This is a genomic window from Mycobacteriales bacterium (assembly GCA_035550055.1).
Taxonomy (GTDB): Bacteria; Actinomycetota; Actinomycetes; order JAFAQI01; family JAFAQI01; genus DASZTV01.
Window position 1 is genome coordinate 1 of the sequence record DASZRO010000028.1, and the last position, 13,540, is coordinate 13,540.

At 71.0% G+C, this 13,540-nt stretch carries 9 protein-coding genes; 3 read left to right on the top strand and 6 right to left on the bottom strand.

The features are described from left to right. Positions 1–137: 137 nt before the first annotated feature. From VG899_04440 to VG899_04460, 5 genes are all read right to left on the bottom strand, one after another. The gene (locus tag VG899_04440; GenBank protein HWA65599.1) at positions 138–2,249 is read right to left on the bottom strand and encodes a hypothetical protein; all 2,112 of its coding nucleotides are present in this window, start codon (positions 2,247–2,249) and stop codon (positions 138–140) included. Between the two features lie 55 nt (positions 2,250–2,304). Then, entirely contained in the window at positions 2,305–3,009 is a 705-nt protein-coding gene (locus tag VG899_04445; GenBank protein ID HWA65600.1) for a hypothetical protein, read from the bottom strand. A 2-nt stretch (positions 3,010–3,011) separates the two neighbouring features. Beyond that, positions 3,012–5,951, bottom strand: a complete 2,940-nt coding sequence (locus tag VG899_04450; protein ID HWA65601.1) for a DEAD/DEAH box helicase family protein — start codon at positions 5,949–5,951, stop codon at positions 3,012–3,014. 104 nt (positions 5,952–6,055) lie between these two features. Next, on the bottom strand, positions 6,056–8,491 hold the full coding sequence (locus VG899_04455; protein ID HWA65602.1) for a glycoside hydrolase family 2 protein: 2,436 nt from the start codon (positions 8,489–8,491) through the stop codon (positions 6,056–6,058). Between the two features lie 3 nt (positions 8,492–8,494). After that, positions 8,495–9,358 carry an alpha/beta hydrolase gene (locus VG899_04460; GenBank protein ID HWA65603.1) on the bottom strand — a complete coding sequence of 288 codons (864 nt, stop codon included), beginning with the start codon at positions 9,356–9,358 and terminating at the stop codon, positions 8,495–8,497. 23 nt (positions 9,359–9,381) lie between these two features. Here VG899_04460 and VG899_04465 point away from each other — a divergent pair, with 23 nt between their 5' ends. The 3 genes from VG899_04465 to VG899_04475 all read left to right on the top strand — a co-directional run bounded on the left by VG899_04465 (position 9,382) and on the right by VG899_04475 (position 12,414). Next, a complete protein-coding gene (locus tag VG899_04465; GenBank protein HWA65604.1) occupies positions 9,382–10,548 on the top strand; it encodes an amidohydrolase family protein in 1,167 nt (388 codons plus the stop codon). A gap of 26 nt (positions 10,549–10,574) precedes the next feature. Continuing rightward, complete coding sequence (locus VG899_04470) at positions 10,575–12,041, top strand: CoA-acylating methylmalonate-semialdehyde dehydrogenase (protein HWA65605.1); 1,467 nt, start codon at positions 10,575–10,577, stop codon at positions 12,039–12,041. 76 nt (positions 12,042–12,117) lie between these two features. Further along, complete coding sequence (locus tag VG899_04475; protein HWA65606.1) at positions 12,118–12,414, top strand: 2TM domain-containing protein; 297 nt, start codon at positions 12,118–12,120, stop codon at positions 12,412–12,414. 17 nt (positions 12,415–12,431) lie between these two features. On the opposite strand, the gene VG899_04480 is transcribed toward VG899_04475, so the two are convergent. Further along, complete coding sequence (locus VG899_04480) at positions 12,432–13,409, bottom strand: hypothetical protein (GenBank protein HWA65607.1); 978 nt, start codon at positions 13,407–13,409, stop codon at positions 12,432–12,434. Positions 13,410–13,540 lie beyond the last annotated feature (131 nt).

The following is a 13,540-nucleotide window of genomic DNA, read 5'->3' on the forward strand; positions in this document are numbered from 1 at the left end:
CTACTGCGCGTCGCCCGGATCGACGGCTGGACCGCGTTGTCGTCGTCGGCGGTAGCGCTGCTACCGCGCTCCTCCTCCGCCTTGCCAGCCGCCGCCCGGATCGCCGCTCGCGACGGACGGCATTGATCAGTGATTCCCTAGCTCAGGAAGTCCGCCAGCTCGTCGAGCATCGTGTTGTCGAAGCGACGGATGCGGCAGGCATGCGGCGTGATGTCCGACAGGTGGGTGACGTTGCCGTCGCATCGGTCGTCCTCGACCGTGCCGGCGACGTAGATCACCGCGAGCCGTCGCCGCGACCCGGAAGGCCCGCTGCCGGTGAGCCGCCCGAGCCGCTCCGCCATCTCCCGCTTGCTGCCGCTCGCGCTCAGCGCGATCGCGAAGTCCGAGCCGGACTTGGAGCCGACGAGGTCGGCCCGGCCGACGGTGGCCGAGGAGAAGACCAGCGCGTGGGCGGCGCCGGGGAAGTGGATCAGGGTGCGCGCGACGACGTCCTTGGCGGCGCACCGCGACATGACCTCTGCGCGGCTCGCGACGGCGGAGAGGTAGCTGCGCGCCGTCGATCGCGCCCGGCCGCTCCAGGCCGCGGCGCGCGCCTCGACCTCGGCGGCGAAGTCGTCGACGGGCACCCCGAAGTTGCTCACCAAGCGGTCCGCGAGCTCGCGCACCTGCCGGTCGGCCTCCTCGTAGGCGGCCCGCTCGTCGTCGGTGAACGACACCTCGATGAGCGCGATGTCGAAGCCGGCGAGGGCGTCCTCCGCGACCGCGCGGTCGTGGTCGAGCCGGAAGACGACGTCGCCGAAGTAAGCGGCGAGGTACGCCGAAGCGTCGCTGTCGGTGCCGTCGTACTCCGAGCTCAGCGCCAACCGCCGCTCGAAGGAGTCGTCGAGGGCCGCCGCCAGCTCCGCAGCAGTGACGTCGTGGAGGTCGTCGGCAAGCACCAGCAGGTGGCCCGTGCCTTCGAAGACGCGCTCCTTGGCGGCGGCGTCGGCGGTGGCGACGACGACGTCGAACTCCGCTGAGCGCAGCCGGCCGATGTACATGCCGACCCGGTGACCCGGCAGCGCCTCCCGCAGCTCGTCGTAGCGGCGTTCGGCCCGGTCGGCGCTCGACACGAGGACCATCGCCTTGCCGCCGTCGTCGAGAGCGCGGGCGATCGCCCACTGGGCGAGCCGCTGCCGGTCGACCCCGGTCACCGTCTCGACGACCCCGCGGTGGTTCGCTGACAGCCACGCGTCGAGCGCGTCGCGCTGCCAGCCGTGCAGGTCGCGGCCGGGGACGAGGGCAGCCGGGTAGTTGCCGGCGAGGTCCGGCTGAACGTCGGCCTGTGCGTACGCAGCCTCTTCGTACGCAGCCTCTTCGTACGCAGGCTCGGCGTCGGCCGCCTCGGGCAGCTCCGGCTGGACGTAGTCGCTGTCGACGTCCTCGGGCTCGACCAGCTCTGCGGGCGTGGGCTGGGTCAGCAACCGGTTCAGCTCGGCTTCGAGCTCGATGCATTCCAGCCGCGCCCGGTCGCGCTCGGCGGCGACGTCGGTCAGCTCGTCGCGAAGCTGCGCGATCGTGTCGTGCAGCGGTACGACGACCGCGTCGAGCTCGGCGCGCAGGGTGTCCACCGTCTGGCGGAGCTCCTCAGCCGCGCGTCGGTGGGTCGTGACCTCGCCGGACAGCTCGGCGCACCGCGCGTCAGCTTGTGCCTTGTGGCGGGCGGCCGCCTCGGCCGCCTCGCGCGCTTCGTGCTCGGCGAGCGCGACCCGGGTGGCGGCGGCCTGCTGCGCGCGCTGCACTTCCGCGGCGGCGGCCTGCTGGCGGCGCTGGCCGTCGGCGACGAGCGCCTCTACCCGGGAGGCGAGCTCCTGGAGCTGATCGTGCTGGTGGCGATTCTGCTGCTGCGACTCGCCGAGTGCCCGCTCGAGCCATCGCACCCGGCCGAGCAGCTCGGCGGCTTCGTTGCGCTGGCGCACGATCTCGGCGTCCGCGGCCGCCCGGTTGCGTGCTTCGGCGTCGCGCGCCGCCTCCACCTCGCGCAGGCGTCGCCGAGCCTCGTCGAGCGCCTGATGCACGATCTCGATTTCGGCCTCGAGCTCGCGGGCGTGGTCACGAGGGGCTTCGCCGGGCCGCGGCGGGTAGGGCGCCTCGGGTGAGCCCACCGGGGGCATCTGACGCCAGGGCGCCGGCGGGAGCGGACGCCTCGTGGGCTGCTGCGCCGCCAGCACGGCGGTCGCGCCCGCCGCTGCGTTTCCCGCCGAATCCATGATCCAATTCTCGGAAGCGCTGGAAAACTCTTGAGCCGCAGCAGCCCCAGCCGGATCAGGCGTGGCTTGCCCAGTACGTGTCGCGCGGCGGCGGTGCGGCTGCACCGAGCTGCAGGTGCTGCTCGGCGACGGTGGCCCGGAGCTCGGCGAGCTGGCGCTGCGCTTCGTCGCGCTCGGCCGTCAGTCGCTGACGGTCCTCGCGCTGCTCGGCAATCGTCTGCCGCAGCTGGGCGTTGGCCGCTTCATGAGCGGCCGACTGCTCGGTGAGCCAGGCTGCGCGTTGTGCCGCGGCGTCGTGTCGGCTCGTGAGGTCGGCCAGCCGGTCGGCCGCGGCGTTGCCGGCGGCGGCGAGCTCAGCGCGCGCCGACTCGAGCTCGGTCTCGGCGATCAGCCGTGCCTGATGTTCGCGCTGCAGCTCGGGGAGCGCTTCGGCCAGCTGCGCCCGGACCTGTTCGAGGCTTCGCTGGAGCGCGGTGACCTCCGCTCGGTGCTGCTGCTCGCGTTGGGCGAGCTCCAGGGAGTGCGCGGCGTGCAGCGACTCGATCTCCGCACGGCGGCGGGTCTGCTCCTTCAGAGCTTCGGCTTCGGCTGCCTGCCGGGCGCGAATCGCCTCCGGCGTCGGGGGCCTCGGGCGTTGTTCCTGCGAGGCGGTGGCGGGCCCCGGCGCCGGCATCGAGACGGGTGCCGCCGTGGCCACCGGCACCGGCATCGGGATCGGCGGCGAGGGTTGCGGCGCGGCGGTGGGCGCGGGCGACTGCATGGCTAGCCGGCGGCTGGGTTGAGGAACTCCACCAGGGCGCCGCTTTCGGCACCGGTCAGCTCACGAGAGCTCGCGGCGTACGGCGTGATCGTCGCGATCGCGGACGCGTCGTCGGAGTAGTCGTCCTCGTCGGTGCCGTGGACGTAGACCGCGACGAGCCGCGAGTGACGGTCGTCGGACTTGGGCCGGATCACCTGACCGAGCCGGTGCATCACCTGGCGGCTGCCGCCGCTGGCGCCGATGACGATCGCGAGGTCGACGTCGGAGAGGTTGACGTTCTCGTCGGCGCCGCGCGGCGCGGCGACCAGGCAGATGTCGTCACCGTCGCGGCCGCTGTCGCCGCGCCGAGCCCGGCGGCCGAGCTCGATGCCGGTGAGCGCTCGCGTCGAGCAGCTCTCGGCGGCGAACAGCTTCGTCACGTGCGACGCGGACGGCTCGTCCTGGGCGAACACCAGCGCCCGCTCGCCGTCGCGCACCCGCGCCGCGAGCGCCTTCAAGACGGGCGACTTGCCGGACGCGCCGGCGACGAGCTCGTTCCGCTTCGCGAGGGCCTTCTGGTAGCTGCGCGCAGCGTTGCGCGCAGGCCCGAGCCGGCCGCCGGCGAGGGTGGTGACCGCCTCGGTGAAGCGGTCGGTCGGCGGCACGCCGAACTCGGCCACCAACGTTGCGGCGAGGTCCTTGATCTGATTGCCCAGTGCGTCGTACTCCGCCTGTTCGGCGTTGGTGAGCCGGACAGAGACGACCGCGATGTCGAACGGCGCGATGACCGCGCTCTCCAGCGCCTGCTCGTAGCCGAGCCGCATGCTGACGCCGCCGAAGTACGGGTCGAGATAGGTCGAGATGCCGTTGTCGTCACGCTCGTAGGTGGCGGTCAGCCCGAGCCGCCACGTGAACAGCGGGTCGAGGGCGGGAGAGTGCTCACGGGTGCCGTACAGGTGCACCTGGTCGGCGACGATCAGCCCCTCGAAGCTGGTCCCGAAGGCGCTCTCGTGGACCGCGTCCTGGATCGTGCAGACGATGACGTCCGCAGCGCCGTGGCGCGCCGTGATCTTCCCGACGCGGTTGATGGGCAGCGCGCTGCGCAGGCCGTCGTACCACTGGTCGACCCGCTCTGCGGTCGGCGTGACGACGAGCACCTTCATGCGCTGGTCGAGGGCTTCGGCGATCGCCCAGTACGCGACGGGGGTCTTGTCGGTTCCGCTGACCGCTTCGATCACGCCGCGATGGCCCTTGGCGGCCCAGGCGGCGAGCGCCTCGCGCTGCCACGGGACGATCTCGATCTCCTCGGCGAGCGAGAGCGGCCGGTCGTCGACGAGGTCGGTCGACGCCGACCCGTCGGTCACGTCCGCGCTCGGTTCGGCGCTCGGCTCGGTGGCGGCGACCGGCTTGTCGTCGGTCACCGCGGCCGCCGGGTCGGCGGGTTTGTCGTCGCGTACGACGGTCTCGAGCTTGCGCTGGAGCCGGGCGACCTCGGCTTCGAGCTCGGCGGCGCGGCGCTGCGCGCTGTCGCGGTCGGCCTTCGCCTCGCGCGCCTCGACCTGCTGCTCGGACAGCGCCTGACGGAGCTCGTCGATGGTCGCCTCGTGGACGGCGGACTGCCCGCCGACGCGCGCGGAGCGCTCCTCGGCCGCCTGGATCAGCTCAGTCGCCTCGTTGAGCTTGCGGGCCGCTTCGTCGGCCGCTTGCTCGGCGTCGAACTCGATCGTGCGGACCTGTGCCTCGAGCTCGATCGTGCGCTGCCGCGCCTCGTCGCGCTCCTCGGTGATCCGCTCGCGCTCGGATCGCTGCTCGGCGACGGTCTGGCGCAGCTGCTGTGCCGCTGCCTCGTGCGCGGCGGCGGTCTCGACGAGCCGGGCGGCGCGCTCCTCGCTGGTCTCGAGCCGACGCGTCGTCTCGGCGAGCTGCCGTGACGTGTCGTCGAGCTGGGAGGTCTTCGCGTCGAGCTGCCGGGCGGCGACCGCTGCCGCCTTCTCGGCGTCGGCGCGGGCCTTGGCGAGGTCGGCTTCCAGCCGCTGCGCCTGCGCGGTCCACTTGTCGGTCTGCTGTCGGGACTCGGCGAGGGAGACGGTCAGGTCGTCGGTCTGGGTGTTGAGCCGCCCGATCTCGCCTCGGTGCGATTCGAGCTCCTTGCGCAGCCGCTGGACCTCGGCGTCGGCGGCGATGCGCGCCTCGGTCTCGCGGTCGCGTGCCGCCGATGCGTCGGAGAGCTGGGCGCGGGTGTTGTCCAGCGACTGCTGTAGCTCGCCGATCTCGTTGCGGTGCCGCTCGTCGCGCGCCGCGTTGTCGGCGGTGGCCCGCTGGTGAAGGGCCTGCACCTCGGCGCGGTGGCGGTCCTCGCGAGCGTTGACGTCGGCCATGAAGGACTGCTGCATCGCGCGCACCTCGGCGCGGTGACGGTCCTCGCGCTCGGCGATGTCGATGGCGAAGGCTTCCTGCAACGCACGGACCCCGGCGCCGCCGTCGTCCGGCGTAGTCGTCGATGGCACGGGTGGCGCGGCTGGGGTGACGGCGGCAGGCGGCGCCGCCTCGGGGGGTGACGCCGGCGGCTCCTGCGGGGTCTGCGCAGCGGGGGTCTGGGTCGCGGGGGTCTGCGCAGCGGGGGTCGGTGTCGCGGGGGTCTGGGTCGCGAGGGTCGGTGCCGCTGGCGCGACGGCCGGCGGGGCGACGGCCGGCGGGGCGACGGCAGGTGCGGCGGCGGGCGTCGCGGCCGCGGCGGCTGCCTGCTGCGAGGGCGGATACACCGCCGGTGTCGCGGGCGCCTCCGACGGGGCGGGGGTCTCGGCCGCGGGTGGCGTCGCCAGCTCGGCAGGCGCGCGGCCGGACACGGGCAGCTCCGGTGCGGCGTCGCCGATCGCGCGCGGCTTGCGGGTCCGTCGTGCCGGTGGTGTCTCGGGCAGGACGTCCATGCTTCGCGAAGGTACGCCGGTGTCAGGCCCGTCCATACGTCGAATTCTCGGAACATCTCGAAGATTCCGATTAACCCGAACGGGTTACCCGGCTGCGGCCGTTTCCGCGTGATGCGCCGCCCCACGGCGGGGCCGGCAGGTCAGCTGGCGAACACCTCGACCGCGACGTCGGCGGCGACGCCGTACGCGGTCACCGTCCGCGGCTGCCCGGCGTGCAGGTCGAAGTAGTTGTCGTCGAAGCTCGCTTCGCCGGCCCGAACGGTCACCATCAGCGCGAGCGCGTCCGCGCTGACCGTGACGTCCAGGCGGTCGCCGTCGCGGGCCTGCCGCACGTCGAGCGTCGGCACGGCGCGGTCCATCTCGACGACGTCGGTGAAGAAGTGCCGGTTGGCCGTTGTCGCGCTGGTCGCGGTCAGGTACGCCGACGGGCTCGCCTGGATCTCCGCGAGACTCCAGCCGGCGACGGCGGCACTCTCGCCGGGCTCAGCCCGCCCGCTCACCTCGGCGGCCCACAGCAGGTCGCCGCGAAACGTCGTCGTCCGCACCTCGAAGGTCTCGGCGAAGGCGTCGTGACCGTTGTTGGTCAGCCACAGCTCGACGCCGCCGTCGACCGGTTTCACCGACGCGAGCATCGGTGCGTAGAACCGGCGGGTGTAGTACCAAGCCGGTTTGGGCCGCAGCTCGGTGTCCACCAGCGACCAGCTGATCGAGGGCCAGCAGTCGTGCAGCTGCCAGAGCAGCTCGCCGCTACAGATCGGCCACAACCGCCGGAAGTGCTCGGTGCCGAGCTTGATGCCCTCCGCCTGCATCAGCTGCGTGGCGCGCACGTAGTCCGGGAGGTTGTCAGGGATCCCGACGGTTGCGTCGAGGAAGATCTCCACCTTGTTGTACGGCCCGAACCGGCCCGGCCGCGACCGCTCGAGCAGCTGCGGGTGGTTGATCTGCAACGCCTGCGGGTCGAGCCACTTCTGCAGGGTCTCGAAATGCGAGTAGGAGCACAGGCCGTACTCGCTGGCGAAGCGGGTCACGTCGTCGAGGTAGCGCCGCGGGTGCGCGACGGCGACGTAGGCCTTCGTGCCCGGGTCGTCGAGCGCGGGCCAGGTCGCCGTCGGATACCACTCCATCGAGGCGCGCGTCGCCGGCTCGGGGTTGGCGTCGACGCCGTGCCAGACCTGCCAGTTGTGGCGGTCGCCCTTGTCGTGCGCGTTGAACTCGCACGGGCTCGACCCGACGTACGGCAGGTCGCTGTAGGTCGCCACTGCCTGCGGCAGCACGTCGTAGAACACCTTCGGCGAGACGCGCGGCTCGGGCCAGTCGTAGATCGCGGCGATCGCTTCGATCTCGTTGTTGCCGCACCACAGCGCCATGCACGGATGCGAGACGAGACGTCGCACCTGATGGCGCGCCTCGGCTTCGATCTCGGCGAGGTAGGCGTCGTCCTGCGGGTACTCGCGGTTGGCGAACATGAAGTCGTGCCAGATCAGCAGGCCGAGCCGGTCGCAGGCGTCATAGAACGCGTCGGTCTCGTAGTAGCCGCCGCCCCAGATCCGCAGCATGCTCATGCCGGCGTCGCGGGCCAGCGTCAGGAACGTCACGCTACGTGCGTCGTCGGGTGCGGCCGTCGACATCCCGCACGGCACCCAGTTGGCGCCCAGTGAGGCGACCGGCTCGTCGTTGAGGACGAAGCGGAAGTACTCGCCACCGGTCGGGTCCGCGGAGCGGTCGAGGGCGATGGTGCGGATGCCGATCTTGCGGACGTCGGTGTCCACGACTTCGCCGTCGGCGAGCAGCTGCGTGGTCAGCGTGTAGCGGTTCGGCTCGCCTCGGTCGGCCGTCCACCACAACCGTGGCGCGGGCACCTCGAGCGGGATCACCGCGCCGTCCGTTCCCTCGGCGGTCGTGACCGGCGAGCCGTCGGGGTCGGTCAGCAGCAGGCGGATGCGGGTGGCCGCGTCGGCGGTGCGCGAGCAGTCGACGCGCACTGTCAGCCGCGCCGGGTCGGCGACCGACATCGTCCGCACGTCTACGTAGTCGATGGCCGCTCGGTCGCGTCGTACGACGGTGACCGAGCCCAGGCCGATCGATGGCCGCACCGGCGCGAAGTCCCAGCCGTATCCGTACGCCGGCTTGCGCAGCCGGTCGCGGGCCGCGTCGTACTCGCCGTTGTCGTCGCGAGCCGGCGGGTCGATCCGGACGATCAGCGACGCGCCGTCGAGACGCGCCGGCAGCGCGAAGGTCGCGGGCCGGAACGCGCTGGCGTGCGACCCGAGCAGGACGTCGTCGAGCCAGACGGTGGCCTGGGTGTCGACCCGATCGAGGACGACGGCCAGGTCAGCGCCCGGCCCGGCGTCGAGGTCGGGCAGCGCAAACCGGAACCACCACGCGCGCTCCTGCACCCAGGTGCAGGCGTGGTTGGCGTCGCCGTGATCGGGGTCGGCGATCCGGCCGTCCGCGACGAGCTGTCGATGGACGTCGACCGGAAGGCTGATCGCCGCCCAGCCGTCGTCCGGCAGTTGTTGCGCTGGGTCCGCGTCGAGGTAGTGGCCGGCGGTGATCGTGATGCGTTGCGTCGTCATTCGCTAGTCGAGCTTCTCTCTCGCCCATTCGTCGAGCTGCGGCGCCAAGGCGGGCCAGCCGCTGAAGAGGTTAGGGCCGGTCGCCATGCGCTCGTTCCACTCCGTGTCCCCCCACGGCGGCTCGACCAGCAGCGCGTTGGGCAGCACCTCGGCCACTCGTTCGGAGGTCGCGCGGGTGTGGTGGGCGTCGCTCGCGCCGCTTCGGAACACCAGAGCCGGGATGGTGAGTCGTCCGGCGTCGGCGACGGTGAGGCCCGGCACGAGCTCTTCGTCGTTCGGGCAGTACGCCGCCATCCAGCGTTCCATCGTGGCGATGAACTCGGCGCGGTCCTGGTCGAGGATGCGTTGCCGGTTACCGGGGTTTCGCTGTTGCACTTCCGCCCACTCGGCGAGGTCCGCGACCTTGTGCATGCCGTCGGTCCAGGCGGCGGCCAGCGACCCGCCGCAGTAGTGCACGCCCAGCGACATCAGCCCGTACACACCGCCGCTCATGTTCAGCATCGCGACGCCGGAAGCGCGCTGCGGGTGACGGACCGCCGCGATCAGCGAGATGCGCGCTCCGCCCGACCCGCCCATGATCACCGCGGGCGTCATGTCGAGCTGGTCGAGCAGCGCCATCAGCACGTCGGCCTGCATCTCGGACTCGGATTCGCCGGTGAAGCAGACGTCGGACTCGCCGCAGTTCGGCCGGTCCCAGATCAGGACGCGATGGCCGCGGTCGGCGAGTGCCTGCGCGAGCTCGCGGATGCCGGGGATGTCCTTGCTGAACCGGCCGCCGGGGGTGATCGACCACTGCCGCCCGCCGTCCCCGACGTCGCCGATCACCTCGTAGGAGATGTTGAGGCCCTGAACCATTGCCGTTGCCATGGCGCGACACTAACGTCAGGTTCGTGTCAGACCTGAGACAGCAATTCGTCGTCGACGCGGACTCGCACTTCTCCGAGCCGGAGGACTTCTTCACTGCGCTCGCACCCGCGAAGTACAAGGAGCGGGTGCCGCACGTCGAGGTGGTCGACGGCCAGCGGATGTGGGTGTTCGACGGGACGCCGATGGGCCGTTACAGCGCCGGCGGCGTGATCGGCCGCGACGGGTCCAAGGAAGAGGCGCAGACAGCGCTCTTCGAGTGGGAACACGAGATGATCCACGTCGGGGCGTACGACCCGAAGGTGCGCATCGGCGTCCTCGACGAGTGCGGCATCGACCACCAGGTGATCTTCCCGAACACGATCGGCCTCGGCGGCCAGGACATCGGCCTCGGCAGCGACGAGACGCTTCGCCATCTGACCATCGAGATCTACAACGACCAGATGGCGAAGATCCAGGAGGAGTCGGGCAACCGGCTGCTGCCGATGCCGGTGATGCCGGCGTGGGACATCGCCGCCTGCGTCCGCGAGGCGGAGCGCGTCGCGGCGATGGGCGCGCGTGGCGTCAACATGACCTCCGACCCGCAGGACCTCGGTGCGCCGGATCTGGCGAGCAAGGAGTGGGATCCGTTCTGGGAGGTGTGCGCCGGGCTGAAGCTGCCCGTGCACTTCCACATCGGCGCGAGCGTCACCGGCATGAACTTCTACGGCAAGTACTTCTGGGAGTCCCACCCGGACAACGTGAAGCTCGCCATCGGGGGCTCGTTGCTGTTCATCGGCAACTCGCGGGTGGTCGTCAACACGATCCTGTCGCGCGTGTTCGACCGCCACCCCGAGCTGAAGCTGGTCTCGGTCGAGAGCGGAATCGGCTGGATCCCGTTCATCCTCGAGACCCTCGACTACGAGATGGCCGAAAACGCGCCGCGCGAGCTGGCCCAGATGGACAAGGCGCCGTCGGAGTACTTCCGCAGCAACATCTACGCGACGTTCTGGTTCGAGAACAACCGGAACAAGCTGCCCGACCTGATCGATGCGGTGGGCGAGGACAACATCCTGTTCGAGACCGACTTCCCGCACCCGACGTGCATGTACCCGTCGCCGCTGGAGACGGTCGAGCAGAAGATGGCGACGCTGTCGGAGGCCGCGCGCAACAAGATCCTGGGCGAGAACGCCCGCGCCCTCTACCGGCTCTAGTCGTCTTGGCGGCGATCGAGCACTGGGTGGGCGGTCGGGTCGTTTCCGGCGCGTCCGGTCGAGTCGGCGCCGTCTACGACCCGGCGCGGGGCGTGCAGACCGGCGAGGTCGCGCTCGCGTCGGCCGACGAGGTCGCCGACGTCGTCAAGGTCGCTCGCGACGCGGCGCGCGAGTGGGCGCTGTCGTCGCTGTCGCGTCGTACCTCGGCGTTGTTCAAGCTCCGGGAGCTGATCGACGCACACCGCGACGACCTGGCCGACGCGATCACCCGCGAGCACGGCAAGGTGCGCTCCGACGCGCTCGGCGAGGTCGCGCGTGGGCTGGACTGCGTCGAGTTCGCCTGCGGCATCCCGCAGCTGCTGAAGGGCGCGCACAGCTCGGAGGTGTCGACCGGGATCGACGTACACACCGTGCTGCACCCGGTCGGAGTGGTTGCGGGGATCACGCCGTTCAACTTCCCGGTGATGGTGCCGCTGTGGATGGCGGCCAACGCGCTGGCGTGTGGCAACGCGTTCGTGCTCAAACCCTCTGAGCGGGACCCGTCCGCGTCGATGGTGCTGGCTCGGTTGGTCGACGATGCCGGATTCCCCGACGGCGTCTTCAACGTGGTGCACGGCGACGCCGTGGCGGTCAACGCGTTGGTCGAGCATCCCGACGTCGATGCGATCTCGTTCGTCGGCTCCACGCCGATCGCCCGGCACGTCTACGAGTCCGGGACCGCGCACGGCAAACGGGTGCAGGCACTCGGTGGCGCGAAGAACCACATGGTGGTGCTGCCCGACGCAGACCTCGACGGGGCCGCCGACGCGGCGGTGTCGGCGGCCTACGGGTCGGCCGGCGAACGCTGCATGGCGATCTCGGTGGTGGTCGCGGTCGGCTCGGCGGCGGACCCGCTGGTCGCGGCGATCACGTCGAAGATCGGTGACGTCGTGATCGGTCCGGGCGACCAGGCCGGCTCGATGATGGGTCCGGTCATCACGGCCGCCCATCGCGACCGGGTGCGTTCCTACGTCGCGGGCGCGGCGGATGAGGGCGCGAGGGTCGTCGTCGACGGGTCGGCGCCGCCGGTCGACGGTGACGGGTTCTTCCTCGGCTGCTCGCTGCTCGACGGTGTCGAGCCGGGGATGAAGGTGTACGACGACGAGATCTTCGGCCCGGTGCTCTGCGTCGTACGTGTGCCGTCTCTGGACGACGCGATCGGCCTGGTCAACGCGAACCCGTACGGCAACGGGGTGGCGCTGTTCACCCGCGACGGTGGCGCGGCGCGGCGGTTCCAGCGGGAGATCGAGGTCGGGATGGTGGGCATCAACGTGCCGATCCCGGTGCCGGTCGCGTGGCACTCCTTCGGCGGCTGGAAGGCCTCGATCTTCGGCGACACCGCCATCTACGGCCCGGAAGGTGTGCGCTTCTACACCAAGCAGCAGGTGGTGAGCACCCGCTGGCCCGACCCGGCGCCGAGCCGCCTGGACCTCGGCTTCCCCACCACCCGCTAGGGCGGATGGCACCTGCGAACACATAGGTCGACAACAGCTATAGCAATACCTATGCGCCATGCGCTCCAATGAGGGCATGAAGGATGACGTCGCTGGGCTGGATGAGTCCGAGCTTCGCAAGCAGGCCGTGTGGCGGCTGCGCAAGCAGCGTGGCTTCCGCACGCACCTGCTCGTCTACGTGCTGGTCAACGCGTTCCTCGTGCTGATGTGGGCGCTCACCGACCGTCACGGATTCTTCTGGCCGGTGTGGCCGATCGCGGTGTGGGCGATCTTCGTCGTGGTCAACGGGGTGAACTCGTTCCGGCCGCAGAGCTTCTCGGAGACCGAGATCCGCCGGCAGATGGACCGCATGACCGGCGCCCGCGGCACGTAGCCGTCCGCCGTACGTCGCTACCGAGAGCGGACGGTGTACGTCGTCGGCGCGTCGATCCGGTTCATCTCCTCGGTGAGCCGCCTGATCAGCTCCTCGCCCTGGGCGTTGAGCTGCTCGCCGTTGCCGGCCAGGACCGGGAACTCCGAAGCGAGTGAGTAGCTCGGTCGTTCGGCCCCGAGGACCCGTCCGGCGGCGAGGGCGACCCACGACTGCGGATGCGACATCAGCCGCAGCGTGCCGAGGGTCGGCGCCTCGATGGAGAACCCGCCGTCCGGGGTGCGCTTGTTGCTGGTCGCGCTGGGCGCCACCGTGATGCAGTAGCCGCCGACGTCGAGGGTCTGTGCGATGTCGGCCCGGACGATCGCGTTCTGCTCGGTGATCCGCTCGCCGGAGACGAGCCCGACGTACGCCGACTCCTTGACCCGGCTGGTACGCGGCGTGACGTACCAGACCTTCGCGCAGGCCCAGTCGAGAGCATCTGCCAGGCACACGATCTCGTCGCCGAACCGCTTGCCGCGTCCGGCGACGCCGTGGCTGATGACGATCCCCATCTTCGGGGCATAGCCCAGCCGCGACAGGGCGATGTACGCCGTCGCGTGCAGCAGTCCGATGTCGAGCAGCGGACCGTGCGGCACCGTGTTGAAGACGTTGCCGCCCGCCTCGAGGTGCTCGCCGAGCTTGTGGAACGACGCGACGGTGGCGTCGTCGTCGAGCACGCGGTCGAGCAGGCCCTCGAAGCGAGGGTCGATCACGCATGCCATCGACTGGACGAAGTCCGCCGACTGCGCGGTCCCCGTCGAGAAGAACGCGTCTTGCGCGGCGTAGGTCTCCGGGTCGACCTTGAGGTCTTCGACGTCGCCGTCGCTGTGATGCGCGGAGAGCTGGATCGAGGCCTCGATGCGGTCCTCGTTGGGGTAGTCCAGCGGATAGGCGTAGCGCCGCCCGTTGCGTTCGGCCTCCAGCACGGTGAAGCCGGCGACCGCTCGCTCGATCATCAGTCAGAGGATAGGGACCAAAGATGAGGCCCGTTCAGTTACTCACCAGTTCGCTTCGGGTTACTCGCGAGTAGCACCCGATTACGCGGCGACTGGCAGTGGTCTGCCACACCGGCACGACAGCGGTCCGT

What these genes read in the sequence shown, in the direction of transcription:
- VG899_04445 (HWA65600.1), bottom strand. Translation starts at nt 3,009, where the DNA reads ATGCAGTCGCCCGCGCCCACCGCCGCGCCGCAACCCTCGCCGCCGATC.
- VG899_04475 (HWA65606.1), top strand. Translation starts at nt 12,118, where the DNA reads ATGAAGGATGACGTCGCTGGGCTGGATGAGTCCGAGCTTCGCAAGCAG.
- VG899_04450 (HWA65601.1), bottom strand. Translation starts at nt 5,951, where the DNA reads ATGGACGGGCCTGACACCGGCGTACCTTCGCGAAGCATGGACGTCCTG.
- VG899_04455 (HWA65602.1), bottom strand. Translation starts at nt 8,491, where the DNA reads ATGACGACGCAACGCATCACGATCACCGCCGGCCACTACCTCGACGCG.
- VG899_04480 (HWA65607.1), bottom strand. Translation starts at nt 13,409, where the DNA reads ATGATCGAGCGAGCGGTCGCCGGCTTCACCGTGCTGGAGGCCGAACGC.
- VG899_04460 (HWA65603.1), bottom strand. Translation starts at nt 9,358, where the DNA reads ATGGCAACGGCAATGGTTCAGGGCCTCAACATCTCCTACGAGGTGATC.
- VG899_04440 (HWA65599.1), bottom strand. Translation starts at nt 2,249, where the DNA reads ATGGATTCGGCGGGAAACGCAGCGGCGGGCGCGACCGCCGTGCTGGCG.